Annotated in this window: 36 protein-coding genes; 25 read left to right on the plus strand and 11 right to left on the minus strand. The window is 53.0% G+C overall.

Annotated features, from left to right (window positions below; translation table 11 throughout):
• Positions 1 to 14 precede the first annotated feature (14 nt).
• The 3 genes from A3L14_RS02085 to A3L14_RS02095 are packed head-to-tail and all read right to left on the minus strand — an operon-like array spanning position 15 to position 1953.
• Complete coding sequence (locus A3L14_RS02085; RefSeq protein WP_055429846.1) at positions 15 to 1193, minus strand: MFS transporter; 1179 nt, start codon at positions 1191 to 1193, stop codon at positions 15 to 17.
• A 3-nt stretch (positions 1194 to 1196) separates the two neighbouring features.
• The gene (locus A3L14_RS02090) at positions 1197 to 1487 is read right to left on the minus strand and encodes a PadR family transcriptional regulator (RefSeq protein WP_055429845.1); all 291 of its coding nucleotides are present in this window, start codon (positions 1485 to 1487) and stop codon (positions 1197 to 1199) included.
• A 49-nt stretch (positions 1488 to 1536) separates the two neighbouring features.
• The gene (locus tag A3L14_RS02095; RefSeq protein WP_055429844.1) at positions 1537 to 1953 is read right to left on the minus strand and encodes a PaaI family thioesterase; all 417 of its coding nucleotides are present in this window, start codon (positions 1951 to 1953) and stop codon (positions 1537 to 1539) included.
• A gap of 98 nt (positions 1954 to 2051) precedes the next feature.
• Here A3L14_RS02095 and A3L14_RS02100 point away from each other — a divergent pair, with 98 nt between their 5' ends.
• The 5 genes from A3L14_RS02100 to A3L14_RS02120 all read left to right on the plus strand — a co-directional run bounded on the left by A3L14_RS02100 (position 2052) and on the right by A3L14_RS02120 (position 5622).
• Complete coding sequence (locus A3L14_RS02100) at positions 2052 to 2450, plus strand: DUF2240 family protein (protein WP_055429843.1); 399 nt, start codon at positions 2052 to 2054, stop codon at positions 2448 to 2450.
• A 93-nt stretch (positions 2451 to 2543) separates the two neighbouring features.
• Positions 2544 to 3578, plus strand: coding sequence for a substrate-binding domain-containing protein (locus A3L14_RS02105; RefSeq protein WP_055429842.1), 1035 nt, complete (start codon positions 2544 to 2546; stop codon positions 3576 to 3578).
• A 39-nt stretch (positions 3579 to 3617) separates the two neighbouring features.
• On the plus strand, positions 3618 to 4325 hold the full coding sequence (locus tag A3L14_RS02110) for an ABC transporter permease (protein WP_055429841.1): 708 nt from the start codon (positions 3618 to 3620) through the stop codon (positions 4323 to 4325).
• Entirely contained in the window at positions 4322 to 5041 is a 720-nt protein-coding gene (locus A3L14_RS02115) for an ABC transporter ATP-binding protein (RefSeq protein WP_055429840.1), read from the plus strand. Before A3L14_RS02110 ends, A3L14_RS02115 begins: the two co-directional genes overlap by 4 nt.
• A gap of 44 nt (positions 5042 to 5085) precedes the next feature.
• On the plus strand, positions 5086 to 5622 hold the full coding sequence (locus A3L14_RS02120) for a nicotinamidase (RefSeq protein ID WP_055429839.1): 537 nt from the start codon (positions 5086 to 5088) through the stop codon (positions 5620 to 5622).
• Here the strand turns inward: A3L14_RS02120 and A3L14_RS02125 are convergent.
• Positions 5558 to 6601 (minus strand): AI-2E family transporter, encoded by a 1044-nt coding sequence (locus A3L14_RS02125; RefSeq protein ID WP_055429838.1) that lies wholly within the window; start codon positions 6599 to 6601, stop codon positions 5558 to 5560. The genes A3L14_RS02120 and A3L14_RS02125 overlap by 65 nt on opposite strands.
• A 55-nt stretch (positions 6602 to 6656) precedes the next feature.
• Here A3L14_RS02125 and A3L14_RS02130 point away from each other — a divergent pair, with 55 nt between their 5' ends.
• Positions 6657 to 6980, plus strand: a complete 324-nt coding sequence (locus A3L14_RS02130; protein WP_055429837.1) for a hypothetical protein — start codon at positions 6657 to 6659, stop codon at positions 6978 to 6980.
• A gap of 1 nt (position 6981) precedes the next feature.
• Here A3L14_RS02130 and A3L14_RS02135 read toward each other — a convergent pair whose 3' ends face one another.
• Positions 6982 to 7422 carry a hypothetical protein gene (locus A3L14_RS02135; RefSeq protein ID WP_198300096.1) on the minus strand — a complete coding sequence of 147 codons (441 nt, stop codon included), beginning with the start codon at positions 7420 to 7422 and terminating at the stop codon, positions 6982 to 6984.
• A gap of 52 nt (positions 7423 to 7474) precedes the next feature.
• Here A3L14_RS02135 and A3L14_RS02140 point away from each other — a divergent pair, with 52 nt between their 5' ends.
• On the plus strand, positions 7475 to 8158 hold the full coding sequence (locus A3L14_RS02140; protein ID WP_055429836.1) for a DUF4152 family protein: 684 nt from the start codon (positions 7475 to 7477) through the stop codon (positions 8156 to 8158).
• 47 nt (positions 8159 to 8205) lie between these two features.
• The gene (locus A3L14_RS02145; protein ID WP_074631434.1) at positions 8206 to 8559 is read left to right on the plus strand and encodes a hypothetical protein; all 354 of its coding nucleotides are present in this window, start codon (positions 8206 to 8208) and stop codon (positions 8557 to 8559) included.
• Here A3L14_RS02145 and iorA read toward each other — a convergent pair.
• Entirely contained in the window at positions 8556 to 10460 is a 1905-nt protein-coding gene (iorA, locus tag A3L14_RS02150; RefSeq protein ID WP_055429834.1) for an indolepyruvate ferredoxin oxidoreductase subunit alpha, read from the minus strand. The genes A3L14_RS02145 and iorA overlap by 4 nt on opposite strands.
• 302 nt (positions 10461 to 10762) lie before the next feature.
• On the opposite strand from iorA, the gene A3L14_RS02155 reads away from it, so the two are divergent.
• The 5 genes from A3L14_RS02155 (at position 10763) to A3L14_RS11905 (ending at position 13772) form a co-directional block, all read left to right on the plus strand.
• Positions 10763 to 11731 carry a hypothetical protein gene (locus tag A3L14_RS02155; RefSeq protein WP_055429833.1) on the plus strand — a complete coding sequence of 323 codons (969 nt, stop codon included), beginning with the start codon at positions 10763 to 10765 and terminating at the stop codon, positions 11729 to 11731.
• A 69-nt stretch (positions 11732 to 11800) separates the two neighbouring features.
• Positions 11801 to 12547, plus strand: a complete 747-nt coding sequence (locus tag A3L14_RS02160; RefSeq protein WP_055429832.1) for a hypothetical protein — start codon at positions 11801 to 11803, stop codon at positions 12545 to 12547.
• A gap of 24 nt (positions 12548 to 12571) precedes the next feature.
• On the plus strand, positions 12572 to 12934 hold the full coding sequence (locus tag A3L14_RS02165; RefSeq protein WP_143597816.1) for a YraN family protein: 363 nt from the start codon (positions 12572 to 12574) through the stop codon (positions 12932 to 12934).
• A gap of 37 nt (positions 12935 to 12971) precedes the next feature.
• Positions 12972 to 13523: a hypothetical protein gene (locus A3L14_RS02170; protein ID WP_232473393.1), complete on the plus strand. Its 552-nt coding sequence runs from the start codon at positions 12972 to 12974 to the stop codon at positions 13521 to 13523.
• 30 nt (positions 13524 to 13553) lie between these two features.
• Positions 13554 to 13772 carry a hypothetical protein gene (locus A3L14_RS11905; RefSeq protein ID WP_232473395.1) on the plus strand — a complete coding sequence of 73 codons (219 nt, stop codon included), beginning with the start codon at positions 13554 to 13556 and terminating at the stop codon, positions 13770 to 13772.
• 130 nt (positions 13773 to 13902) lie between these two features.
• Here A3L14_RS11905 and A3L14_RS02175 read toward each other — a convergent pair whose 3' ends face one another.
• A complete protein-coding gene (locus tag A3L14_RS02175) occupies positions 13903 to 14154 on the minus strand; it encodes a hypothetical protein (RefSeq protein WP_055429830.1) in 252 nt (83 codons plus the stop codon).
• Positions 14155 to 14246: 92 nt separating this feature from the next.
• Between A3L14_RS02175 and A3L14_RS02180 the strand changes: the two genes are divergently transcribed.
• Both A3L14_RS02180 and A3L14_RS02185 read left to right on the plus strand, forming a co-directional pair.
• Entirely contained in the window at positions 14247 to 14534 is a 288-nt protein-coding gene (locus A3L14_RS02180) for a hypothetical protein (protein ID WP_055429829.1), read from the plus strand.
• A 9-nt stretch (positions 14535 to 14543) separates the two neighbouring features.
• Positions 14544 to 14861: a nucleotide pyrophosphohydrolase gene (locus tag A3L14_RS02185; RefSeq protein WP_055429828.1), complete on the plus strand. Its 318-nt coding sequence runs from the start codon at positions 14544 to 14546 to the stop codon at positions 14859 to 14861.
• Here A3L14_RS02185 and A3L14_RS02190 read toward each other — a convergent pair.
• Positions 14851 to 15300, minus strand: a complete 450-nt coding sequence (locus A3L14_RS02190) for an HIT family protein (RefSeq protein WP_055429827.1) — start codon at positions 15298 to 15300, stop codon at positions 14851 to 14853. The two genes, A3L14_RS02185 and A3L14_RS02190, sit on opposite strands and share 11 nt — an antisense overlap.
• A 56-nt stretch (positions 15301 to 15356) precedes the next feature.
• Here A3L14_RS02190 and A3L14_RS02195 point away from each other — a divergent pair, with 56 nt between their 5' ends.
• The 6 genes from A3L14_RS02195 to rrp42 all read left to right on the plus strand — a co-directional run bounded on the left by A3L14_RS02195 (position 15357) and on the right by rrp42 (position 19485).
• Positions 15357 to 15578, plus strand: a complete 222-nt coding sequence (locus tag A3L14_RS02195) for a hypothetical protein (RefSeq protein ID WP_055429826.1) — start codon at positions 15357 to 15359, stop codon at positions 15576 to 15578.
• 78 nt (positions 15579 to 15656) lie between these two features.
• Positions 15657 to 16439: an archaeal proteasome endopeptidase complex subunit alpha gene (psmA, locus tag A3L14_RS02200; RefSeq protein ID WP_055429825.1), complete on the plus strand. Its 783-nt coding sequence runs from the start codon at positions 15657 to 15659 to the stop codon at positions 16437 to 16439.
• Positions 16440 to 16450: 11 nt separating this feature from the next.
• A complete protein-coding gene (locus A3L14_RS02205) occupies positions 16451 to 17161 on the plus strand; it encodes a ribosome assembly factor SBDS (RefSeq protein WP_055429824.1) in 711 nt (236 codons plus the stop codon).
• Entirely contained in the window at positions 17158 to 17928 is a 771-nt protein-coding gene (rrp4, locus tag A3L14_RS02210) for an exosome complex RNA-binding protein Rrp4 (RefSeq protein ID WP_055429823.1), read from the plus strand. The genes A3L14_RS02205 and rrp4 overlap by 4 nt, the downstream gene beginning before the upstream one ends.
• Positions 17925 to 18674 carry an exosome complex exonuclease Rrp41 gene (rrp41, locus tag A3L14_RS02215; protein WP_055429822.1) on the plus strand — a complete coding sequence of 250 codons (750 nt, stop codon included), beginning with the start codon at positions 17925 to 17927 and terminating at the stop codon, positions 18672 to 18674. The genes rrp4 and rrp41 overlap by 4 nt, the downstream gene beginning before the upstream one ends.
• 1 nt (position 18675) lies before the next feature.
• Positions 18676 to 19485: an exosome complex protein Rrp42 gene (rrp42, locus tag A3L14_RS02220; RefSeq protein WP_055429821.1), complete on the plus strand. Its 810-nt coding sequence runs from the start codon at positions 18676 to 18678 to the stop codon at positions 19483 to 19485.
• Between the two features lie 18 nt (positions 19486 to 19503).
• On the opposite strand, the gene A3L14_RS02225 is transcribed toward rrp42, so the two are convergent.
• A complete protein-coding gene (locus A3L14_RS02225; protein WP_055429820.1) occupies positions 19504 to 19908 on the minus strand; it encodes a hypothetical protein in 405 nt (134 codons plus the stop codon).
• A gap of 199 nt (positions 19909 to 20107) precedes the next feature.
• Between A3L14_RS02225 and A3L14_RS02230 the strand changes: the two genes are divergently transcribed.
• Together A3L14_RS02230 and A3L14_RS02235 are read left to right on the plus strand one after the other, a co-directional pair.
• Complete coding sequence (locus A3L14_RS02230; protein ID WP_055429819.1) at positions 20108 to 20503, plus strand: cell division protein SepF; 396 nt, start codon at positions 20108 to 20110, stop codon at positions 20501 to 20503.
• A gap of 63 nt (positions 20504 to 20566) precedes the next feature.
• Entirely contained in the window at positions 20567 to 21193 is a 627-nt protein-coding gene (locus A3L14_RS02235; RefSeq protein ID WP_055429818.1) for a ZPR1 zinc finger domain-containing protein, read from the plus strand.
• On the opposite strand, the gene A3L14_RS02240 is transcribed toward A3L14_RS02235, so the two are convergent.
• On the minus strand, positions 21190 to 21714 hold the full coding sequence (locus tag A3L14_RS02240) for an ASCH domain-containing protein (protein WP_055429817.1): 525 nt from the start codon (positions 21712 to 21714) through the stop codon (positions 21190 to 21192). The genes A3L14_RS02235 and A3L14_RS02240 overlap by 4 nt on opposite strands.
• 70 nt (positions 21715 to 21784) lie before the next feature.
• Here A3L14_RS02240 and A3L14_RS02245 point away from each other — a divergent pair, with 70 nt between their 5' ends.
• Both A3L14_RS02245 and A3L14_RS02250 read left to right on the plus strand, forming a co-directional pair.
• The gene (locus tag A3L14_RS02245; RefSeq protein ID WP_055429816.1) at positions 21785 to 22159 is read left to right on the plus strand and encodes a hypothetical protein; all 375 of its coding nucleotides are present in this window, start codon (positions 21785 to 21787) and stop codon (positions 22157 to 22159) included.
• Complete coding sequence (locus tag A3L14_RS02250) at positions 22159 to 22569, plus strand: hypothetical protein (RefSeq protein WP_055429815.1); 411 nt, start codon at positions 22159 to 22161, stop codon at positions 22567 to 22569. Before A3L14_RS02245 ends, A3L14_RS02250 begins: the two co-directional genes overlap by 1 nt.
• Here the strand turns inward: A3L14_RS02250 and A3L14_RS02255 are convergent.
• Complete coding sequence (locus A3L14_RS02255) at positions 22556 to 23566, minus strand: homoserine dehydrogenase (protein WP_055429814.1); 1011 nt, start codon at positions 23564 to 23566, stop codon at positions 22556 to 22558. The two genes, A3L14_RS02250 and A3L14_RS02255, sit on opposite strands and share 14 nt — an antisense overlap.
• Between the last annotated feature and the right edge of the window lie 32 nt (positions 23567 to 23598).

Below are 23598 nucleotides of genomic sequence, written 5' to 3' on the forward strand. Positions count from 1 at the left end.
TGAAATTGGGGGAGCTATTCCTCCACAAAGGTCATTAGAACCATGGCAGTAACGTTCATCAAAGCCGCAAAGGTGAAAGAATATGCCAGGGAGTAGCTCCCCCAGAGCCAGCCCGCTATCACCGACGCCGGAAGGACGAAGATTCCAAAGACGGTGTGGTACGCACCTATTATGGTGCCCTTCTCGTATTCCCTTGCCAGGTCAGCCATGTAGGCCCTTGGGATGGTGTCCTCGATGGCGATGTAGATTCCGTAGAGAACGAAGGCCGCTATGAGCGTGTAGAAGTCCTCCGCGTAGGCAAAAGCCAAGGCCGCCAGCGCGGCGACACCAAAGCCGATGGTTATCATCCTCTTCTTGCCGAAACTGTCCGAGTAAACCCCCAGGGGATAAGCTGAGAGGGCGTAGATGAGGTTGAAGAGGGCGTAGAAGGCTATGCTCTGGACAACGGAGTAGCCGAGCTCCTGTGCCTTCCACATCGTGAAGGCGTAGCTGTACCTCCCCAGTGCCCCGATGGCAATGACCGCCAGAAAGAGCTGCAGGTTTCTGTCCCTCAGCGTTGAGATTCCCCTGATCTTCTTCTTGACCTCACCGCCCCTGTCCCTCACGAAGAGGATTATTACGAAGAGAGATATAGCCCCAGGAAGGGCCGAGAGCAGGAAGATGTAGCGGTACATGGTCTCGGAGGGAATGCTCTTGAGGAGCTCTATGAGGCCTATTGCAACGAGCGGACCGGCTACGGCCCCGAGGGTGTCCATCATACGGTGGAAGCCGAAGGATTTGCCTGTTTTTCCTTTCTCGCTTGATTCCGCTATAAGCGCATCCCTGGGGGCGGTTCTTATCCCCTTGCCTATCCTGTCCACCGCGCGCAGGAGCAGAAAGTCCCACCAGTAGCGGGTCAGCGCTAAAGCCCCTTTGGCCAGGGTCGAGAGGGCGTAACCGGCGAAGACAAAGGCCTTCCTCTTTCTAAAGCGGTCGCTCACGTAACCGAAGGCAACCTTGAAGAGGGAGCTCATGCTCTCTATCGCACCCATGACGGAGCCGCTGAGGAGCTTTCCAGCATTCAGGACCTCCATCAGGTAGCTCGGCATTATGGGCATTATCATCTCGCTGCTCATGTCGTTGAGGAAGCTGACGATTCCGAGAAGGAAGACGTTCCAGCTCACGCCGAAGATTTTCTTTTCTTTTTCTTCCATCGTTCACTCCCCCAGCAGTTCGAGACAGAGCTCCTTCAGCTTCTTCTTGCCCTCTTCCAGTATCTCTCTCCCATTCTCAGTTATCTCGTAGACCCTAACCCGCCTGCCGTCCCTTACCTCCCAGTGGCTCTTCAGGAGGCCTTCCCCTTCGAGGGAGTGGAGGAGAGGATAAATGGTTCCTGGACTGATGCTGTAGCCGTGTTTCTCAAGTTCTCTCATCAGGAACGAACCTGTGACGGGTTCTTCGCTCGCATGGTGGAGTATGTGCAGGGTGAGAAAGTCACGGTACTTCATATCGAACACCGATATCGGAGTGCGATATTCAGGCTTAAAAAATTTTGGCTCATTCGAGCACGTGCTTCTCTAGGACGTAGCAGTGGAAGGTTCCCTCAAAGACCTTCTCGTTCCTCTCGTTGAAGACCTCTGCATTTACGATTTTCTTCCTCCGGGGGGACGTTCCGTCCCTCACACCCCCTCCAGACTCTTCTATAACCTCTGCTTTGGCTATCAGCTTTTCACCGACCTTAACTGGCTTCAGGAACTTTACCTCAGCCTTCCCGAGGACGACGGTGGGCTCGTTCACAGCGAGCATCGCCGCGTAGTCGGCTAAACCGAATGTGAAGCCGCCGTGCACGAGGCCGTATTCATCGACGGCCATCTCCTCTGTGGTCTTCAGAAGGACTTCCGCATAGTTCTTCTCGATTTTCACGGGCTTTCCAACCAATTTTTGGGAGGTCAGTCTGTGAGTCCTCTGCTCCATCGGCATCACCGTTTAGAGTTCTCGCGCGTGCTTAAACATCTAACGGAGTTATGCAAAGGTTTATTTATTCCAGCGCCCTAAAAAAGTTAGGTGGTTGCGTGCACCCGATAAAACGGGCGGTTGAGTATAAGGGCTCTATTGAGTTCACCCGGAGCGAGCTCGTTGGGATACTTGCCTTCAGCCTCCGCCTAATGGATGTGAAGAGCGCGAAGGAACTCATAGCAAAGTCCCTGGAGGAGGGACTCCTGGAGGAAAAGGGCGGCCTTCTTGTTGTCAACAAAGCCCTGCTCTCGGAGGAAGAGGCAGGTGAGGACTTTTTCAATGAAATGGTCTCTTACATAGCTGAGGCCCTCGGCTGGGAGAGGGAGGAGGTCATCGAGGGGATAAAATCCCTTCGCGAGCGCTACGGCGACCTGGACGAAAGGGTTCTGGTCTATCTCCTCGGGATGGACAAGGGCGTTGATATGTCCCGGTTCAGGGACAGGCTTGAGCTTTAGCCTTAATTTTTTCGGTAGGTTGTTAAACAAAATTGCTTAAAATGGACAAAAATGTTTATAAATTCTGTCTTCGTCCAGCTAACGGTGGGCACTATGAATAAGAGGGTAAACACACTTGTTTTGCTGGTTCTGCTCCTAACTGGGCTTTCCTACGGATGTATAGGGAGCACCAACGGGACTCAAACGGCGACGGAGAAGCCCAAGGTTCTTACGATTTCAACCACCACCAGCCTCTACGATACCGGAATCCTTGAGAACGTGGTTGCACCAATTTTCAAGGAGAAGTACAACATAGAGCTCCGCTTCATCCCCAAGGGGACAGGGGGAGCGATTCTCGATGCTAAAAGCGGTGCCAGCGATGCCATACTCGTGCATGCACTCCCGAAGGAACAGGCCTTCATGGAGGAGGGCTACGGGGTGAACAGAAAGGTCTTTGCTTACAACTTCTTCGTGATAGTTGGTCCCAAGGACGACCCGGCTGGAATTAGAGGTTTAAGCGTTTCCGAGGCGCTCAAGAAGATCGTCGAGTACGGCAGGGCCCATCCCGACAAAATCGTCTGGGTCTCAAGGGACGACGGCTCCGGAACAAACACGAAGGAAATAGCCCTGTGGAAGAACGCTGGCTTCGATTTCAACGAGCTGAAGAACGAGAGCTGGTTCGGAACCACCGGTGCCGGAATGGGCAACACGCTCCTATACACGAGCGAGAGGAAGGCCTACACCCTCTCGGACATAGGAACCTACCTCAAATACCAGAAGGAGGGCAAGATAAACCTGGACGTCCTCGTTGACAAGGGGGAGGAGCTCATAAACGTCTACGCCATAATCATAATCAACCCAAAGAAGATACCCGACAAGGACTTTGAGGGTGCAATGCTCCTCGCCGAGTGGCTCACCAGCGAGGAGGGACAGAAGGCCATAGCGGAGTACGGAAAGGACGAGTTTGGAAGGCCCCTGTTCTATCCGGCAGTTCCGGTCCTCAAGAGCGAGCAGGGGGATGTCTTCAGGTGGATCCTCAAGTACGGCTTCATGAAGGACGGGGATAAATACACCGAATGCCCGGAGAAGTTCAGGTATCAGCCCAAATACGACTTCTTCGAGTTCCCAGCGTCTGTGGTTGAAGGCTAAGCCTTTTATTTCTTTCCTCCATCTCAGGGTGGATGAAAGATGGCGTGGGACTACATAATCCAGGGATTTTCAGAGGCTGTGAAGCTGATAGACGACCCCTACGTGATAGAGATAGCCATCCGTTCCATCAAGGTTTCTGGCATGGCCACACTGATGGCGGTGGCATGGTCTCTGCCGATTTCAGTGCTCCTCGGCCTGAAAGATTTCCCCTGCAAGTGGCTGGTTAAGACTCTGATAAACGGTCTCATGGGAGTTCCGACCGTTATCTGGGGCCTGGTGCTCTACCTGATGTTCGTCCCCCTCGGCCCGCTCGGTTCTCTCGGCCTTCTCTACACGGAGATGGGGATAAGCGTCGGTCAAGCATTGTTGATAACCCCGATAATCATGAGTATAGTCGTGAACTCGCTGGAGTCGATAGAGGGCGAGATTAGGGAGCTGGCTTTGACGTTGGGGGCCGATGAATTACGTGCATCCTTCCAGGTGGTCCGGGAGAGCGTCGGAGGGATAGTCTTGGCGATTATCGCGGCCTTCAACAGGGCCATAGCCGAGCTTGGCATAGCCTTAATGATAGGCGGTAACATCTACGTCAGGGGCGGCGTTTACAACACCAGGGTTCTCACCACTGCCATACAGATGTACACCGTCAGGGCGGAGATAAGCATAGCGATTGCCCTCGGCATAATCCTCATGGGCATAGTCCTCGCCGTAAACCTGCTCTCAAACCTCGTGAGGAAGTGGTTGGAATGATAGTGAGGGCCGAGAACTTAGTCAAGAGCTACGAAGACCACAGAGCGCTGGACGGTGTGAGCCTTGAGGTCAAAAAGGGCGAGATATTCTGCGTCATGGGGCACAGCGGGGCCGGGAAGACCACCCTGCTGAGGATTTTAGCTTTACTTGAGAGGCCCGACTCGGGGGAGTACTTTTTCGATGGGAAGCCTGTCAACTGGAGCCGGCCGGGGGAGCTGAGAAAAAACATCACCATGGTGTTTCAGACCCCGGTAATGTTCAACACGACCGTTTTCAAGAACATCGCCTATGGGTTAAAGCTGAGGGGCTACTCCAGGGCAGAGATAGAGAAAAAAGTTCACGAGGTGCTCTCCCTTGTGAGGCTTGAGGGCTACGAAAAGAGAAAGGCCAAAACGCTGTCCGGCGGAGAAAAACAGAGGGTCGCCATAGCGAGGGCGATAGTCCTTGAGCCGAAGCTCCTCCTGATGGACGAGCCTACAGCCAACCTTGACCCAACGAACTCGGCCATAATAGAGGACATCGTAAAGGAAATCACCAAGAAAAACGGCACGACGATAGTCTTCTCGACCCACAACATGTTCCAGGCGAAGAGGCTCGCCGACAGGGTCGCCCACATGTACGCTGGAAGGATAGTCGAGGTGGGGAAAACGAGGGATATCTTTGAAAACCCGGAGAACGAACTGACCCGGAAGTTCATAAACGGTGAGCTGTTCTGATAAGGGTTTTAACCTTTTCCGCGAATCCATTTTCGGTGGTGGTCATGCCCGAGGAGGCCCTTATAGTTGTTGACATGCAGAGGGATTTCATGCCCGGCGGTGCTCTGCCCGTTCCGGATGGCGACAGGATAATCACCAGGTGCAACCGCTACATCAAAGCCTTTATGGAGCGGGGGGCGCTGATAGTTGCCACCCGCGACTGGCACCCAGAGAACCACATCAGCTTTAGAGAGCGTGGCGGCCCTTGGCCGAAGCACTGCGTCCAGAACACTCCAGGGGCAGAGTTCGTGGTGGAACTTCCGGCCGATGCGGTGATAATATCCAAGGCGACGGAGCCGGATAAGGAGGCATACTCCGGCTTTGAGGGCACCGAGCTGGCTGAGATACTTAAAAAGCGCGGGGTCAAGAGGGTCTACATCTGCGGAGTGGCCACGGAGTACTGCGTTAAAGCGACGGCCCTCGATGCCGTCAAACACGGCTTTGAGACCTACCTCCTCCGCGACGCAGTTAAGGGCATTAAGCCTGAGGACGAGGAGCTTGCTTTAAGGGAGCTTGAGAGTGCTGGTGTGAAGGTTCTTTAGATATGGCCCTCTTCCATTCTTTCAGGAGAACCAGGAGAAGGTTGAGGACTATCGGGCCGATTATCAGGCCCTTCACTCCCATGGCCCAGGTTCCGCCTATCATTCCGATGAAGACCAGGGTCTCGTCTAGGTTTGTGTCTTTCGCCACCATCATGGGCCTTATAGTGTAGTCTGGCATGGGGGAGACCAGCAGGAAGCCGTAGAGCGCTATTCCTGCCGCGTGGAAGTATGCCCCGTTTTTGATAAAGTATGCAGCCGCGATAAGCCATATCATCCAGCCCTCGAAGAGGGGCACGAATGAGAAGATGAACGTCAGGAAGCCCGCAACTATCGCCGTATATACGTCGGAGACCCCAAAAGCTATGAAGCCCAGTGTCATGAGCACGCCCTTAACGACATTGAGGACGAGCCACGCCCTCACGAGCGCTCCGAGGGTCTTGTTAAGGCTCTCCAGTATCTCCTCTCCCAGGTGGCGGTTTCTCTCGGGTATCGCCAGGCGTATCTCCTCCGCTATCTCCCTGGAAAAGGCGAGCGCGTAATAGAACGTGAACAGAAAGACAACGAGCTGGAGAAGGTACATGGGGAGCGAGAACGCCTGCCTCGATATATAGTCCGAAAGCCTGGGAACCAGCTGATTGAAGAAGTTCTGGAGAAAGTCGAGAACTTCGGGGGGCAGTGGCTGTGTCATCAGCCACCTGAAGAAATCGACAACGCTGTGGTAGAAGGACGATGCAACCTGAACCGATATCATGAGGATCTCGAAGGTAACGATACTTCCAAGACCGAGCATCCCCATCGTAAGAAGGAGGGCTGATTTCATTCCTCCAATCCTGGGGCTCAGCCGCCGGTGGATTGGATGGGCCGCGTAAGCTAAAATCAGGCCGAAGAACATCGGTGTTATCAGCGGGCTGATAGCCTCCCATGAGATGTAGATTATTATGAGCACCGTGGCCGCCCAGACCAGTTTCTCTGCCCTCATAGCCCCTCGACAGGTTTATTAGGTCTCCCCTTATAAACCATGCGTGGTGGGAGGAATGGAAGCGGAGCTTGTGGAGAAGGTTCTGGCATACATACGTCGTGGGGATTACTATCTGGAGGAAAGGCGGTTTGATATGGCCTACAATGCCTACATGGACGCCCTCTATACCATCGGTGCGTACCTCGTTTATCTTGATACTGGCCTTCTCATGTCTGCCCGGGAGATGGTGGGGATTCTGAAAAGCCGGCATCCCGAAGTTTACGGTGTTGTATCACGGTACGCGGGAATTGCAAGCTTCGATGAAGAAAGCGTGGGTTCTCTGGGAGAGGAGATAAAGAGGCTCAGGGATTCCCTGCTCAGTCGGAAAGGTGAAAGATGACTCAGCGGGGAGATACCGAGGACAGTATCTTTTCCTCTTTGCCCCTGCCTCTTCCGCAGTCCATAACCGCGCCTTTGAGAGTCCTTGCCAGCCCTTCGTTTCCGTACAGAATGACCAGAACTATACCCCCATCGCGTGGACGGAAGGTTATATAGATGATGCCCTTCTCCCTGACCTCTATCCCTGAGGGAACCATCTTCAGGAGAAAAGCTCCGCTCTTGCCATCTCTGTTCCATATCCCAGTTATCTCCAGCATGCCCCTGGAATAGAACACATTGAGAAACGGAAGTTTTTTCGTAGGCGTCAGGGGATACGTGCCCATTTTGTACAGGACGACTTTTCCCCGGGCGGTTCCGAGAAAGTTTGAACTGCAGAGACCGTCTATGTATGAACCCAAAGCTTCATAAACCACACCGCCTGACCCATCCAATGCTATCACCATTATACATTTGGCCCCGTGGTATATTGGTAATTGCCCGTTAACGGTGGTTGCGATGAGGATAGTTTCGGCCGACACAGGCGGTGCGTTGCTGACCGAGGACTACGAGCCGGTCGGGCTTATAGCGACCGCGGCTGTACTTGTTGACAAGCCCTACAGGACGGCAACGCTGAGCATCGTTAAGTACGGAAACCCCTTTGACTACGACATGAGCGGAAGACAGGCCGTCCGAGAGGAGGCTTTTCTGGCTGTTGAACTTGCCAGAAAGGTAAGGCCAGATGTGATACATCTCGACTCGACCCTCGGCGGGATCGAGGTCAGAAAGCTCGACGGACCGACGATTGACGCTTTAACTATAACCGACCGGGGCAAGGAAGTTTGGAAGGATCTCGCTAAAGACCTTCAGCCCCTGGCAAAGAAGTTCTGGGAGGAGACTGGCATTGAAATAATCGCCATCGGCAAGTCCAGCGTCCCGGTGAGGATAGCGGAGATCTACTCAGGCATCTACACCGCAAAGTGGGCGGTTGAGTATGCAAGGGAAAACGGGAAGGCCATCGTCGGTCTGCCGAGGTACATGACGGTGGAGATTCGTCCCGGGAAAATCTATGGGGAAAGCTTAGACCCCCGAGAGGGCGGCCTCTTCGGGGAAATCGAGGCAAACACGGAGGGAATCGGCTGGGAGATCTACCCGAACCCCCTCGTGAGGCGCTTTATGGTGCTGGAAGTGTGGAGGGAGTGAGGGCAAAACTTAAAAGCGTTACATTCATACTTTTATTGAGGGTAACAATGGAGCCTTGGCCTGCCATTATTTACACCTTCCTGATGCTGGTTCCCGTTGGGATATCATCGATAATGGCCAGCGGGCTTTACTGGTTCTTCCATGACCCCTTTTCCCGCCCGGGGAGCCCAGATTACCTCGGCCCTGACAACTGGGCGAGGATAAGGAACGGGGCGGTGCGGCTTTTCCTGCCGTTCTCCACACTCATCTGGCTGCTGTCATTGGTGAACTTTGAGCTTGGCTTGGCGATTGGATTCTTCTTAGTTGTCGTTTACATGGCTGTATTCTACGCAATAATCTCGGACGAGGTTGAAGATGCAAGGAGGGAAAGAAAAGGTGGCTGGCGCTATGGGTGGTATTAGCTCTTCTCCAGCTCCCCCGGAAACTTTATCGCATCGAATGGGCAGAGCTGGTTGCAGACGCCGCAGCCGGTGCAGAGCAGGGAATCTATGCGCACCTTGTTCGTCTCCGGGTCATAAACGAGCGCCGGACAGCCGGTTAAGAGTATGCACGCCTTGCAGCCGGTGCACTTCTCCTCGACGACGAGCGGTATCTCGCCTATCTCACCGCGCCTTATGACCGGGATGACGCACTCCTGCTTGGCTATTATCACAGCCGGCCCTTCAATCTTCATGGCCTCCTTGATGGCCTCCCTCGTGGCCTTGAGGTCGTAGGGGTCAACGGTCTTGACGTACCTGACGCCCAGAGCCTTGACGAGCGCTTCTATGTCAATCTCGTTGAATCTCCTGCCGGTTTCGCTACCTCCGGTTCCGGGGTGGGGCTGGTGGCCGGTCATCGCCGTCGTCCTGTTGTCGAGTATCATGACCAGAACGTTCAGGTTCTTGTAAACGGCATCTATGAGGGGCTGAATTCCGTTGTGGAAGAAGGTCGAGTCGCCGATGGTGGCTATCACCTTCTTGTTCAGCGCCACGCTCTGGCCGTTGGCAAGGCTTATGCTCGCTCCCATGACATATTCTGTCCATATCGCCTCAAGCGGCGGAAGGAGTGACAGTGCATAGCAGCCTATGTCGCCGTGAATCGGGACGCTGTACCTTCCGAGCTTTAAATCCCTCAAAGCGTCGAGGGCCGCTCTGTAGCTCCCCCTGTGCGGACAGCCGGGACACATCACCGGAGGCCTCTTCGGGGCGAGGCTTTCTGCCAGTTTCACTTCCTCCGGCTTCTCGTAGGTCTCCCCTTCCTCTCCGATGAGCCTCAACAGCGCGTTTCTCACAAGGCTCGGCGTCAGTTCGCCCTCAAGCGGGAAGTGGCCGGTTCTCTTGCCGTAGACTGGAACGCTTAATCCCGCCTCGTAGGCCGCTATCTTGACCTCCTCCTCAAGGAACGGGGCACCGTCCTCTATAACCACCGCGAACTCCACGCTCTTGAGGAACTCAACCACGAGCTTCCGCGGAAGAGGATGTGGCGTGGAGAGCTTGAGAACCTTGAAGTCACCGTCGAGCTTTGGCAGAACCTCCCTCACGTAGTTGTAGGGCGCGCCCTCGACGATTATTCCAATCCTTCCCTCGCCCTCGACCCAGTTGAAGGGCATCGAGCTGAACTCCTCCTCTATCTTCGCCAGCGTCTCGTTGAGCCACTTGTGCCTCTTCCTGTTGCCCTCCATGCTGGCTCTGACATAGCGCTCTATGTCCTTCTTGAACTTCGGCTCGCGCTCAAGCTCGACGAACTCGCCGACTTCCACGTCGGCCGTGGTGTGGTTGACCCTTGTCGTCGTCCTGAATATCACGGGAACCTTGTAGCGCTCGCTCAGTTCGTAGGCGTAGATGATTAAATCGTGGGCCTCCTGCGGGTCGGCTGGCTCAAGAACCGGGAGGAGTGAGATTTTTCCATAATACCTGTCGTCCTGCTCGGTCTGGCTGGTGTGCGGACCGGGGTCGTCGGCGACGAGGATGACCAAGCCACCCTCAACACCGGAATATGCCAAACTCATGAGCGGGTCGGCGGCAACGTTCAGGCCGACGCACTTCATCGTGACTAGCGCCCGGAGGCCGGTGTATGCAACGCCGGCCGCTTCCTCTAAAGCCACTTTCTCGTTGGGGGCCCATTCGGCGAATACCTCCGGCTTGAGATGCGCTATGGTCTCGATTACCTCCGTTGAAGGGGTTCCGGGGTATCCTGTCGCAAAGACAACACCGCTCTCAAGGGCGCCGTATGCTATTGCCTCGTTGCCCATGAGGAGCTTTTTCTCACGCTTCTTGGCCTTGAGTTCTGCTGAGTCAGAAGGATAAGCTTTAACCGCCTCCATGTTACCACCGATAAAACTACCGTCGAAGGGTTAAAACCCTACCTTCAGAAAAACCCCGAGGAAAACTGAAAAATTTTCGGAAAATCACGGGCGTTTTTTCTCGTTCCTGCCACAGTTTGGGATTTGGATTCTGGGGGGCTTTTAGCTGTTCTTAGATTGTCATGTTTTGGCGGTTGTAATCTGGACTCCCTGTGGAGTAGTGATCTAATTTTAATTGCCATTGCCTTGTTAATATTAACAATAGTAAATTTTTTAAGGTTTGGATTTATTATCCATGTAGACAGCTCTAAGGAGGTGTTCGCTTGGATTGGAAGAGGTTCCTTGCTCTAACCCTCGTGTTGCTCTTCCTTGGAATGGCCCTCAGTAGTGCCAGCGCCACTGCGAGCTTTGTTAATGCAACGGTGAACAGTACGGCAACGCTACCCGGAGATCTCAGTCTGGGGAAGCCTGGAGATGAGGTCCAGCCCCAGGTCGCTCCGGTTTTGATTTTTGTTGGAATGATTCTGCTGGATTTGCTACTAAGCTGGGCGCTGGAGAGGTACGTTTCCCCTGAGGCGGCAATGGTGTATGATGCCGTCTCGCTTCTAATTCCAGACCCTGGGGACGGCCTCAAGCTCGGCATTAAAGTCCTGGCAAAGCACGGGGATGAAATCACAAAGTACTCCATCGTAATCGTCAAAAAGGACTGGTGGCGCACCAAAGTCGTCAAAACCATCACTGACGTCAGTGCCAGCAGTGCCAGGTGGGTGAAAAGTGCTCTTGGCGAAAAGTACATCAAGGAAATCGCGGAAAAATACGTCGTAAAGAAAGGCAAGAACTTCGATGATGTTGTAAGAATTCTTCAGAGACTTAGGAACCAGGGAATAAGCGAACGTGCCCTCAAAGAACTCGTCGAGGAAGGAGCAGACCTTAACAAGATACTCAGGGACATTTCAAGAGTCAGGGATAAGACTATAAATGTGGGAAGGTATAAAGTCGTAATACAGAAAGGCAATGAAAACAAGGGCATAATTCACGCTTATCTCAGACATGTTATTGGCTGGAGGAGCAGAAAAACATACACGTCAATGTTTCCATCAACCTTCACTGCGGGGGACATTGCAAGGATCGCCGAGGACGCGGCAAAGGCTCATCCAGAGGAATTTTCAAAAGTTGGATATGATGGTAAAGTAAGGATAAAGTATTACGTTAAAGGCATAGGAGAAGTTTTAGTAGTATACTACAAATCGGGAGACGGGTTTTATTTCCTGACAATGTTTCCAGTCAGGTAAACCCCCACTACCTTTTAATTTTTTTGGGATAAAAATATACACAGAAATCCTGATTGGAGGGGGCAAATAATGGCGTTTCGTGTGGTTCGTGATGATGTGCCATTTAAGATTAATTTGAATGTTAATGATTATGTTCCGACAACATTAATAATTAACAATGAAGCCATTGGCGGATGTTATAAAATGGGTGAATTCATAAAGGATACATGTGATCTTTCAGAGCTTGTAAGTGATCTAGTGAGGATTTCCGTATATTTTCTCAGGAAAATCTACGGAACCTCACAGAATAACGAGGAGCACTTAGAGCGTTTATATCAAATAGCTAATCCCGAGCCTACAAAGAGCTGGCTAGAGTCATGGCATGAGACAATTAGGGAGTTCAACATTAAGCTTACAGAAGATGTAATTGCCTACTATATTGCCTACCTTGGGTTCTATTACTCAAGCACGATTTTTATTCTTAGGGGGTCTGGTGAAAAGGTTGTTGATGTTTTCTTTAAGAGTTGGGGTACTGAAAACTGCCCGGAATGGGTCAGAAAGCGCAAGGAAGGTGAAATTGTCAGGGTTACTGTGAAGCTCAGGGATTTTGTTACTGATGTGATTCAGCTTGCTGAGGAGTACTTAGAAATGCTGGAGGAGAGGAAGAAGTACCTGAACAGAAAAATACTCGCCAACACGAAACTCTCAGAAGAACTATCTCCAGAGGAGGAGATAAAACACATCGAAGAACTTAAGAGAGGTACGAAGCTCGCATTATTCCTCTTAAAAGAACTTTTTGATAAAGTTTTCAATCAAAGTCAATGTGATTCGTTATAGTATTCCAGTAGGGGAGGAAAAACTCTGGGCCCACTCTATGAGGCTGAGGTTGTGAGTCACCTCAAGAGGAGTGGGTGGGGGATAAAGGAAGTCGAGAAGGAGGTTAGGGACGCATCGGGGAGAACCCTAACGGAGATTGACATAATCGCCGAAAAGAACGGGAGGACAGTTTACGTTGAGTGCAAGAGGAGCTTTGATGAAATAGACATCGGGCAGATAGCAAAGCAGGCCGGATATGCCAAGAACCACGGAATAAGGACAATAAAAATTTACTACGCAAAGGGTCCATCATATCCATCCACTTACACCCTCCAGAAGCTCAGGGAGATCAGTTCAAAATACAACGTTGATATAAGCTTGGTTTATCTCGGGTCAAACTTTAACTAAGCTTTTTTATTTTTCTCCAAACTACAGCAATGAGGTGATGCTTGTGGGTGTTGATAATTACATTTACTTTGTGTTTGATGGAAAGCCAGAAGATGTTGAGGACTTCATTATGAGGGAGTTTGAAGTTGAGGTTCAGGATGAGGAGTTTGGTAATCCTTGGATGGATTACCTCAGGGAAAAAGGTCTTTTGGGGGAGGATTTTCAGTTAATTATCCCCGGCGAACTGCTCTTTGATCCACCGCTGAGGACTGATGAGGGGAAGACGATACTCAATGCAGACTTCAGGATTTACACTGCCAAGGGCTTTACGATCCTTGAACTCCACCCCAATCCAAGAAGCAGATGGTGGTCCGTCCTCAGTTCGGAAGTCATTAGGCTCCTAAAACAGTTTATGAAAGGGGGACCCTTGTTGATATGCGGCTACCGGGATGATACAGACCTGACAAAACTCGGCTTCAAGCACAACAATCGGCTCATGTTCATAAACTGGCTTCCCGAGGCAATTAAAACAGGAAAACTCGAAGTCCTCCCCTCAGCTCTCACAGCAGTAAAAAAAGAACTCTTAGATCTAAAGGACGGTCCTTTATGAACTGATTGAAAGGCCTGGGAGAGGGAGTACGTGCTTGTCAAAACCATTGATAACTATAAACTGCTCGTTTCAATAGGGGAAATCGATTTGACTGATGAGGAGTGCTACCGTGACATTTTGGAAGACAAAGCCGAGTTCAGTTTGAAAATCGTTGGACTCACCTTCAAGCGCATCGGCCGGAAGGTGGAAGACAAAGTCCTCGTTAAGAGGACCGAAGAGTACTTTAAGGCCCAGGTGGTAAAACTGTGAGTGTTGGTTATCACTTTTTCTTTTGAAATCTTGCCCTTTAGGCAGATGGGGGGTCAGTCCATCACGATGGAAGCGAAGAGGAAGAGCTTGTATCCGTACCTCTCCATAAACAGACCCAAATCCATCTTCTTCACCTCTTGGGTCGGTCATCGTAGAAGTACTTCGCATGGGCCTGGGCCTGGGCGTCCATGACGCGTCTCTTTACTGTGAAGGCGTAGAGGATTCCAAACAGCAGGAGCAACCCCCCGGCGAATAGGCCAAAGAGCTTGAGAACCGCATAGACAGAAAACGCCAGAACTCCAAGTATCATTAAAAGGACGAGCCCAAATATGCCGAAGAGGATCTTGTATCCGTACCTCTCCATGAAGAGGTCGAAGTCCATCTCTGCCACCGTGTAAAATTTTGTCCCTTCGGTGTAAAAAGCTTTTGGGGGAAGCTTAAATACCCCGGTGCGTAGGTTATGACGTGGTGGATATGAAGGTGGGGGAGCTTATTGAGCTGGTCGATGAGACAATAGCCAACCTGAAGATAGCGATAATCGCGAACCAGAACAGGGCCTTTGAGAGCCCGCACACGAGCTACGAGTTCACCCAGCGTGCCCTTGAGCTCCAGGAGGATTTGGATGATCTAATGAAGGCGAGAGAGATGCTCGCCAAGCTCGACCCCGAGAGCGAAGTCGAGGAGCACTTCTCAGGGGAGGAGCTTGAGGAGTTTTTGAGGCTTTTAGAGCTCCTCAGGAACGCCGATGCCCACGCCTACTGAGGTGGTTGCATGGATTTCCGGGAGCTTGAGGAGAAGCTTGTGGCATTCCGCGATGCACGTGGCTGGGGGAAATATCACACACCGAAGAACCTGGCGGTATCTGCCGCGGTGGAGCTGGGCGAGCTTTTGGAGCACTTCCAGTGGGAAAGCGATGGGGAGATACTCGAATCCGTGAAGGACCCGGCCAAAAAGGAGGCCATATCTGACGAAATAGCCGACGTCGTGATTTACCTAACCCTCCTCGCCCACGAGCTGGGCATAGACATCGGCGAAGCTGTTGAGAGGAAGCTGGGGAAGAACGGGGAGAAGTACCCGCTCAGGACCTGAACGCCTCCCTCAGCCGCTCGACCTCTTCCTCCCTCAGCCTGTTCTTTACCCAGCGCTCCCTCATGCTCAGGTTCTCATCTTCCAAATCGAGCACGGCTTTTCTAACCCCTCCCCGGGGATGAGCGCAGTCACCCATCCAGCGGGGAATCACGTGGAGGTGAATGTGCGGAACGGTCTGGCCGGCCGCTCTTCCGAGGTTCATCCCGACGTTGAACCCGTCCGGCTTTAACACTTCTCTCAGCTTCTCCATCGCCAGCTCCATGCCCCTTATCAGGGCGGCCTTTTCTTCCCCGCTCAGCTCTTCCCAGCTCTCGACGTGTCTCCCAGGAACCACCAGCAGGTGGCCCCGGTTCGCCGGATATGAGTCAATGAGTATCCTGATGATCCCGTCATCGTAAAGAATCGCCTCACGCTTTGCATTGCAGAACGGACACTCCATCGGCAACACCAAAGGCTTAAAACCGGTTCGGAATAAAAAGCCCTCGGTGGGGTAGGATGGAGGAAAACCTTGAGGCAATGAACAAAACCTATCGGAGGTCCCTCGCGCTTGGCATGGGGTTTCTCATAGTAGCCTTCGGTATGATGATAGTTCAACCTCTCGGCAGGGAGCCGTCGCTGATTCTGGCCGCGGTGCTGTTCGTGATAGCGTTCATTCCCTTGGAGTTCGCCAGAAGAATAGCCAGAAAGATGGCGATTATTGCCTTGCGGGGTGAATAGAAAAGCTTAATTATGCCGCCCGAGAATTATGGCCAGGGAGTAGGAGATATGACGATAATACGTTAGAGGTGATGTAAAATGGCGTTTGTACCACCGCAGGCAGGTTACGACAGGGCCATTACTGTTTTCAGCCCTGACGGAAGGCTCTTCCAGGTAAACTATGCAAGAGAGGCCGTTAAGAGGGGAGCAACCGCCGTCGGTGTTAAGTGGAAGGAAGGTGTTGTTCTCGCCGTCGAGAAGAGGATAACCAGCAAGCTCATCGAGCCGAGCAGCTACGAGAAGATTTTCCAGATCGACGACCACATTGCGGCCGCTCCGAGCGGCATAATAGCTGATGCGAGGGTTCTCGTTGACAGGGCCAGGCTTGAGGCCCAGGTTTACCGCCTGACCTACGGCGAACCCGTTCCGCTCACCGTTCTGGTGAAGAAAATTTGCGACCTCAAGCAGGCCCACACCCAGTACGGCGGTGTGAGGCCCTTCGGCGCGGCCCTTCTTATGGCCGGTGTGAACGACAAACCTGAACTCTACGAGACCGACCCGAGCGGGGCCTACTTCGAGTGGAAGGCCGTCGCGATAGGCAGCGGAAGGAACACCGTCATGGCAATCTTCGAGGAGCACTACACCGACGACATAGACATGGAAGGTGCGATAAAGCTGGCCATAATGGCGCTCGCGAAGACCCTTGAGGAGCCGAGTGCAGATTCCATAGAGGTCGCTTACATAACCATGAAAGACAAGCGCTGGAAGAAGCTCGGCAAGGAAGAGCTGGCCAAGTACCTCGATGAAATCCTCGAAGAGGTCAAGGAAGAGGAAGTCGAGGAGAGGGAAGAGGATTACTCTGAGCTGGATAGCAACTACTGAGGTGACGGGCGATGCCCATAAGCGTTGATAAGGCCGTCATCGCCCGTCTGAAGACGCACGGCGAGACGTTTGAGATACTGGTGGATCCCTATCTGGCCAGGGACTTCAAGGAGGGCAAGGAGGTTCCAATAGAGGAGATCCTCGCCACTCCCTACGTTTTTAAAGACGCCCACAAGGGAGACAAGGCCAGCGAGCACGAGATGGAGAAGATATTCGGCACCAGCGACCCCTACGAGGTGGCGAAGATAATCCTCAGGAAGGGTGACGTTCAGCTGACGGCGGAGCAGAGGAGGCAGATGCTTGAGGACAAGAGGCGCTACATAGCGACGATAATCCACCGCCACGCCGTTGACCCGAGAACCGGCTACCCACATCCGGTTGATAGAATCCTCCGGGCGATGGAAGAGGCCGGAGTCCACGTTGACCTGTTCAAGGATGCTGAAGCGCAGGTTCCAGGAGTGATCAAGGCCATAAGACCCCTCCTGCCGATAAAGCTTGAGATGAAGGTTATAGCAGTCAAGATACCCGGGGACTACGTGGGAAGGGCATACGGTGAGGTAAGGAAGTTCGGAACGATAAAGCGCGAAGAGTGGGCCAGCGACGGCTCGTGGATGTTTCTCATCGAGATCCCCGGAGGGGTCGAGGAGGAGTTTTATGAGAAGCTTAACGCCCTCACGAAGGGCAATGCGATAACTAAACTGATAGAGAGGAAGGGACTATGAGACGGATTTTTGTAAAGAGTAGGGAACTTGTCGTCCCTGGGACTCTGCTTGCCCAGGGGCCGTTTAAGAGCGGAAGAGGGACGTTCAGGGAAGGCAACAGGATATACTCAACAGTAGTAGGACTGGTGGAGATCAGGGGAGACGCCATCAGGGTGATACCCCTTGAGGGCCCGTACATACCCGAGGTTGGTGACAACGTTCTCGGCAAGATAACCGACGTCAGGTTCTCCAACTGGAGCGTGGACATAGGGGCACCCTACGAGGCCAATCTGCGTGTCCAGGACGCGGTAGAGGAGCGCATAGACATACTGAAAACCGACCTGAGGAAGATATTCGACATCGGCGACATAATCTACGCTAGGATAAAGGCGTACAACGAGATAAACCAGATAGACCTGACCACGAAGGGGATGCCCTTCAAGGGCGGCCCGCTCAGGGGAGGGCAGATAGTCAAGATAACGCCCTCCAAGGTGCCCAGGCTCATCGGCAAGGGCGGTTCGATGATTAACCTCATCAAGAAGCTGACAAACACGAGGATAATAGTCGGCCAGAACGGCTGGGTCTGGGTCAGCGGCAGGAAGGAGGAGCTTGAGAAGCTCGCTATCGAGGCCATACTCAAGGTCGACAGAGAAAGCCACACCCAGGGGCTCACGGACAGGGTCAAGGAACTTCTCGTGGCCCGGCTTCAGGAGCTCAAGGAACGGGGAATCGTTGAAGAGATACCCCAGATTGAGGAGCAAACCGCTGGAGAGGGTGAAGGAGAATGATGGGCAAGCCAGAGGGTTTAAAGCTCATAGATGAGAATGGAAAGAGGATAGATGGGAGAAAGAAGTACGAACTCAGGCCTATTAAGATGGAGGTCGGCGTGCTGAAGAACGCCGACGGTTCTGCCTACGTTGAGTGGGGCAAGAACAAGGTTCTTGCCGCTGTTTACGGACCGAGGGAGATTCACCCCAAACACCTCCAGAGGCCAGACAGGGCGATACTCCGCGTGAGGTACAACATGGCCCCCTTCAGCGTTGAGGAGAGGAAAAAGCCCGGTCCTGACAGGAGGAGTGTGGAGATAAGCAAGGTCATAAGGGGCGCCCTTGAGCCTGCGCTCCTACTTGAGATGTTCCCCAGGACTGCCATAGACGTCTTCATCGAGGTTCTGCAGGCCGATGCCGGAACGCGCGTTGCCGGAATAACTGCCGCTTCCCTCGCCCTGGCGGACGCTGGAGTGCCCATGAGAGACCTGGTCGCGGCCTGCGCCGCCGGTAAGATAGAGGGGGAGATAGTCCTCGACCTCAACAAGGACGAGGACAACTACGGCGAGGCCGATGTTCCGGTCGCCATAATGCCCCTCAAGAACGACATAACGCTCCTCCAGATGGACGGCTATCTGACCAAGGAGGAGTTCATCGAGGCGGTGAGGCTCGCCATCAAGGGCGCCAAGGCAGTCTACCAGAAGCAGCGCGAAGCTTTGAAAGTCAAGTACCTCAAAATAGCCGAGGAGGTCGGTGGAGGTGAGTGAGATGGAAGTGATGGCCAGCATAATGCGCGACCACATCCTGAGCCTCCTCAAGGAGGGCAGGCGCATAGACGGCCGCGGCCTTGAAGACTACCGTGACCTTGAGGTCAGGGTCAACGTCATTGAGAAGGCGGAAGGTTCGGCGTGGGTCAGGCTCGGCAACACCCAGGTTCTCGTTGGCATAAAGGTCGATATGGGTGAACCGTTCCCCGACCTCCCCGAAAAGGGCGTTATAACCACCAACGTCGAGCTCGTGCCGCTCGCTTCCCCGAGCTTTGAACCCGGTCCGCCGGACGAGAACGCCATAGAGCTGGCCAGAGTTGTGGACAGGGGCATAAGGGAAAGCCAGGCAGTGGAGCTGGAGAAGCTCGTCATCGTCCCCGGCAAGCTCGTCCGTGTCGTCTTCATCGACGTCCACGTCCTTGACTACGACGGGAACCTCCTCGATGCCAGCGGAATAGGTGCCATAGCGGCACTGCTGAGCACGAAGATGCCGAAGGTCATCTACGACGAGGAGAAGGATGAGGTCCAGGTTCTCGACGAGTACGAGCCCCTGCCGGTGAGCAAGATACCGATCCCGGTGACCATAGCCAAGATCGGCGGCAGCCTGCTCGCCGACCCGAACCTCGACGAGGAGCGCGTCATGGACGGCAGGATAACCATCACCATCGACGAGAACGGCATGATTTCCTCTGTCCAGAAGAGCGAGGGCGGGAGCTTCAAACTGGAGGAGGTCATGTACGCAGTTGACCTCGCCCTGAAGAAGGCCGCCGAGATAAGGGAGAAGGTTCTTGAGGCCGTTAAGGCCGAGTGAACCTTTCTTTCTGTTTGTTTAAAGCGTTCTAAGCCTTACCTTTGTGACAGTATACGCCAGGGTTGTCCCAAATACCCACGCGACCAAAAGCGTTAGTTTTTCTTCCTCTGGAGTCGCCAGTAGAAATGCAAAGTATGCAGAAGTGAAGAGCCTGAGCATCCATCTTTCTTTAGGAGTTGCCTTTGAGAACTCGTCTCTATTGGATGAAAAAGCGTCGTGAAGAATTTCGTAGCTGAAAACAAGTGCCAGTGTTAGCAGGAAGTACGCTGCCACTGTTCCATAGAACTCGAAAGATGGTGAGGTTTTGAGCTCTGGATGGGGGAAGAAAAATCTGCCAACGCAGAGAATGGTATAAACCCCTATTTGTTTGATAAACTCCATGCTCTTTAGGATTTTTAGCTTGGTTGGGTCTTTGTAGATCATTCTGAAACCTCCAATTTTTCGTCAAGCAAAGAGGGTAATAATAGATTATAAGGCCTATGTACCATCCTTGGCAGAAGCTGGGTTTAGCTATGGGTATTTGACAACGTTTGAATGGTACGCCAGGAGAACATTTCAGAAAGAGATATAAACACCAATGCCCAAATTAATCCAGCCTTACGATTAACTGGGGGGAACAGTTATGGGATTGTTTGACAGCCTCAAAAAGAAGGACGAAAAGGCCAAGAAGAAGCCGCCCGCGGCGATTAAAAAGGAGGTAGCTCCCAGGCGTGACATCGATGTCATTCCTCTTGAGGAGGATGTTCTTGCTAAGGAGATAGTCAAGCCCCAAGTCAGGTACCTCAAGAAGATCGTCGTTACCAGCTACGCCGACCTTGAGAGAATCTCGGAGGAGCTCCAGAACGGCAACATAATTCTGGTCGACCTCACCCCGCTTGAGGTCAAGCCGGAGGTTCTTGAAAAGGTTGCCGAGCAGATAAAGGGAATGGTCAGTGCCCTCGGAGGACAGGCCGCTAAAATCTGCAAGCACGAGATAAAGCTGATTCTCGTCCCTGCGGACATAAGGATTGCCAAGTGAGGCCTTTCTTTTCTACCCACGATTTTATAAATGGTTGGTGACTCTATTCTTCGGTGGTGAGAGATGACCGAGAGGCAAGGTGAGATTCAGGAAATCCGGCTGGGGGACTGTCCAATCTGCGGCGGCAAGGGTACTCTCAAAGCCCTTCAGTACGTTCACGACATTCCTTACTTCGGGAAGGTCATGGAGAGCACGATAATCTGTGAGCGCTGTGGATATAGAAACGCTGACGTCATGATACTGGAGGACAGGCCGCCGAAGCTCTACAGCGTAAAGGTTGAGGAGGAAAAGGATCTCTTTACAAGAGTCGTCAGGAGCAAGAGCGGAACCATCGAGCTGGAGGAGATAGGGGTCAAGATAGAACCCGGGCCTGCCGCTGAAGGCTTCGTCAGCAACGTTGAAGGCGTTTTAGAGCGCGTCAGGGAGACCCTCATAATGGCCAAGCACTTCAGAGAACAGGAGGGGGATAAGGAGGCCGTCAGAAAAGCCGAGGAGATACTCGATTATATAGAAGAGGTTAAGGAGGGCAAAAAACCGCTCACCGTGAGGATCATGGATCCCCTCGGCAACAGCGCCCTCATCGGCGAGAAGGTAAAGAGCAGGCTTTTGACGCAGGAGGAAATCAGGAGCCTCAGTCTCGGCCCATACGTCCTCGTTGAGCCGGAAGGGGACAAAGAGAACGGGGGTTAAAGATATATTGCATCCCTGGTGAGGAGGTCCTCTATCAGGTTCTTAACCCACCCCTTTCTCGTCTTTCTTGATAGGTGGATTATGCCCTCAACGTGGACTCCGTAGCGCTCCTTCATCTCCTCCCTGCTCATCGGCTCTTTGAAGAGGAAAGGCCTCTCTATTGTGAATGCGTAGCCGTACTCCCTGATGTACTCTCCCAGCCAGCGCTTCCCGTTCTCTCCGTGGACAAGGGCCAGCCCGCTGGTTTCCTTCGTCATCTCCCAGAGCGTGTCGAGGTCTGCCTTTATTACCTCGCCCACCTCGAAGCCTCCTGCAATGGTTCCCCTTCTCGTTAACGTCTGCTCCTCGTGGAGGCCGAGCCTTCTAAGCGTGTCTCTCAGCTCGTAGGGGTTCCCTCTTGCAACGTAGAGGAAAACTGTGTCCCCCTCGCTGAATGCCCTGGCCTTCCTCAGCTCTACCGTCTTCAGTCCGCGGAATATCAGCTCCGCGTAGACCTGGTGGAGCGCTATCACGTGCTCCATAGTTTCACCGCACACACTTTTGAAAAAAGGTTAAAAATCTTGGCTTTCAATTAGGACTGGTGATGGTAATATGTCCTCGGTGAGAAGGGTGACGGCATGGAGGACGGGTTATCTCTCCATCGGAGTAATCTTTGTGCTGATTGGGGTTCTCGTGGGCCATTACGTGGAAGAACTCTTCGGCATGTTCTTCGGAATATTCGGCCTCTCCCTCCTGTTCGAGGCCTGCAGAAAGAGTGCCCTCATGGTCTCCTCTGGTAAAGACGAGTTTAAAGTTATCGTCAGGGGAAGAAAGCCACCCTTCAATGTCATTATCCAGAAAAACGGCAGACCCCTCTGGAAGGGCGAGGTTGCCGACTACGTTGAAGTTGGGGACTTCTACTTTGACCTCGTTGATGGAAAGCTCCTCGTGAGGTTTGAAGGTGAACCGTTGGGGAGGCTGCCTTGATGAGGCTCGAAAAAGTCCACGTGAAGAGCGAACGGCTATGGAGGTTGGGGCTATTCTACCTCGCGCTGTCAATTCCGTTCCTTGCCATAGGTCTAACCACAAACCGGGTGGTTTTCCCACTTGTGAACGTTTCCGTAGCTCTCCTTTTTCTGGTTCTGGCGAACCGGCTTCGAGCGATTAGAGTGTCGTGCGAAGGAAAGACCTTCCTTCTCGTCCCTGACTACTTGACTTCAAGCCTGGTTATCAGAGATTCCTCCGGCGAAATCTTCAGGAGGGAGTTGTTCCCACCGGTTGGGAAGAGGGAAATAGAAACTCCCTGTGGGAAAATCATCGTTGAGGTGACCCCCCACCGCTTCGGGAAGGTGGACTTGGTAGTAAAAGCAGGAGAGGGGAGAATCAGGATTCCCTAAGCTTCATCGAGGCCTTTATGATGTCGCCCACCACTCCGCTTGCCGTCTCCTTCAGCCCGGCTCCAGCACCCGTGATGACCAGCTCTCCGAGCAGGTCAGTCCTTATCACCGCGGTGTTCTCGTGGCTTTCAACAGCCAGAGGGTTCGTTCTCGGAACTTCCCTCGGCTCCACGGTGACCGCTCCGTCTTCAATCTCGGCAACGAGCCTTATGGTGTTCCCCCTTCCTTGGGCACGTCTGACATCTTCAGGGGTTATCTCTTCTATTCCCCGTCTTTTCACCCTATCGAACGTCAGAGGATGAAACGCAAGACAGTGGAGTATCGTTGCTTTGTACCCCGCGTCTATCCCAAGGATGTCCCCGCTCGGGTCCCTCTCGGCTATCCCGAGGGCCTGGGCTTCCCTTAGTGCTTCCTCAAAATCAAGCCCTGCCTCCATCCGGCTTAGAATGAAGGTAGTTGTCGCGTTTAGAACCGCCTCTATCCGCTCAACGGTGTCTCCCTTCAGTCCATCCTGGAGGACGGTTATTATCGGCGTCCCCGCCATAACTGTTGCTTCAAAGAAATAGGGCAGGTTCCTCCCTTCAGCCTCCTTCATCAGCTCGGCGTAGTGAAAGGCCAGGGGCGGTTTGTTGCTCGTAACGACGGCTTTGCCGTCCTTCAGAGCAGCTAGATGCCAGGTGTGGGCGTTTTTATCGTTGGTGACGTCCACGACGATATCAGAATCTATCTCCCTGACCGCTTCGCTGGGTGTGAAGTTATAGACCTCGTAGTCGTTCGTCCATGACGATAGCTTTCCGAAGTTCTCCTTTATGATGAGCGCCTCCCTGGGGTCTATGCCCTCGGGGAGCCAGACAACTCCGCTGGTATCCGCCACGCTCACAACCTTGAATTCTACCCCGTATCTCTCGCGGAAGAGCGCCCCCTTCTCCAGCAAAACCCGTACAACGGCCCTCCCAACGTTTCCAAAGCCGAAAATGGAGAGCTTTATCTCCCTCACAGACACCACCCTTAAGAAAAGAGAGATTAATG

It is taken from the genome of Thermococcus thioreducens, from assembly GCF_002214545.1.
GTDB lineage: Archaea > Methanobacteriota_B > Thermococci > Thermococcales > Thermococcaceae > Thermococcus > Thermococcus thioreducens.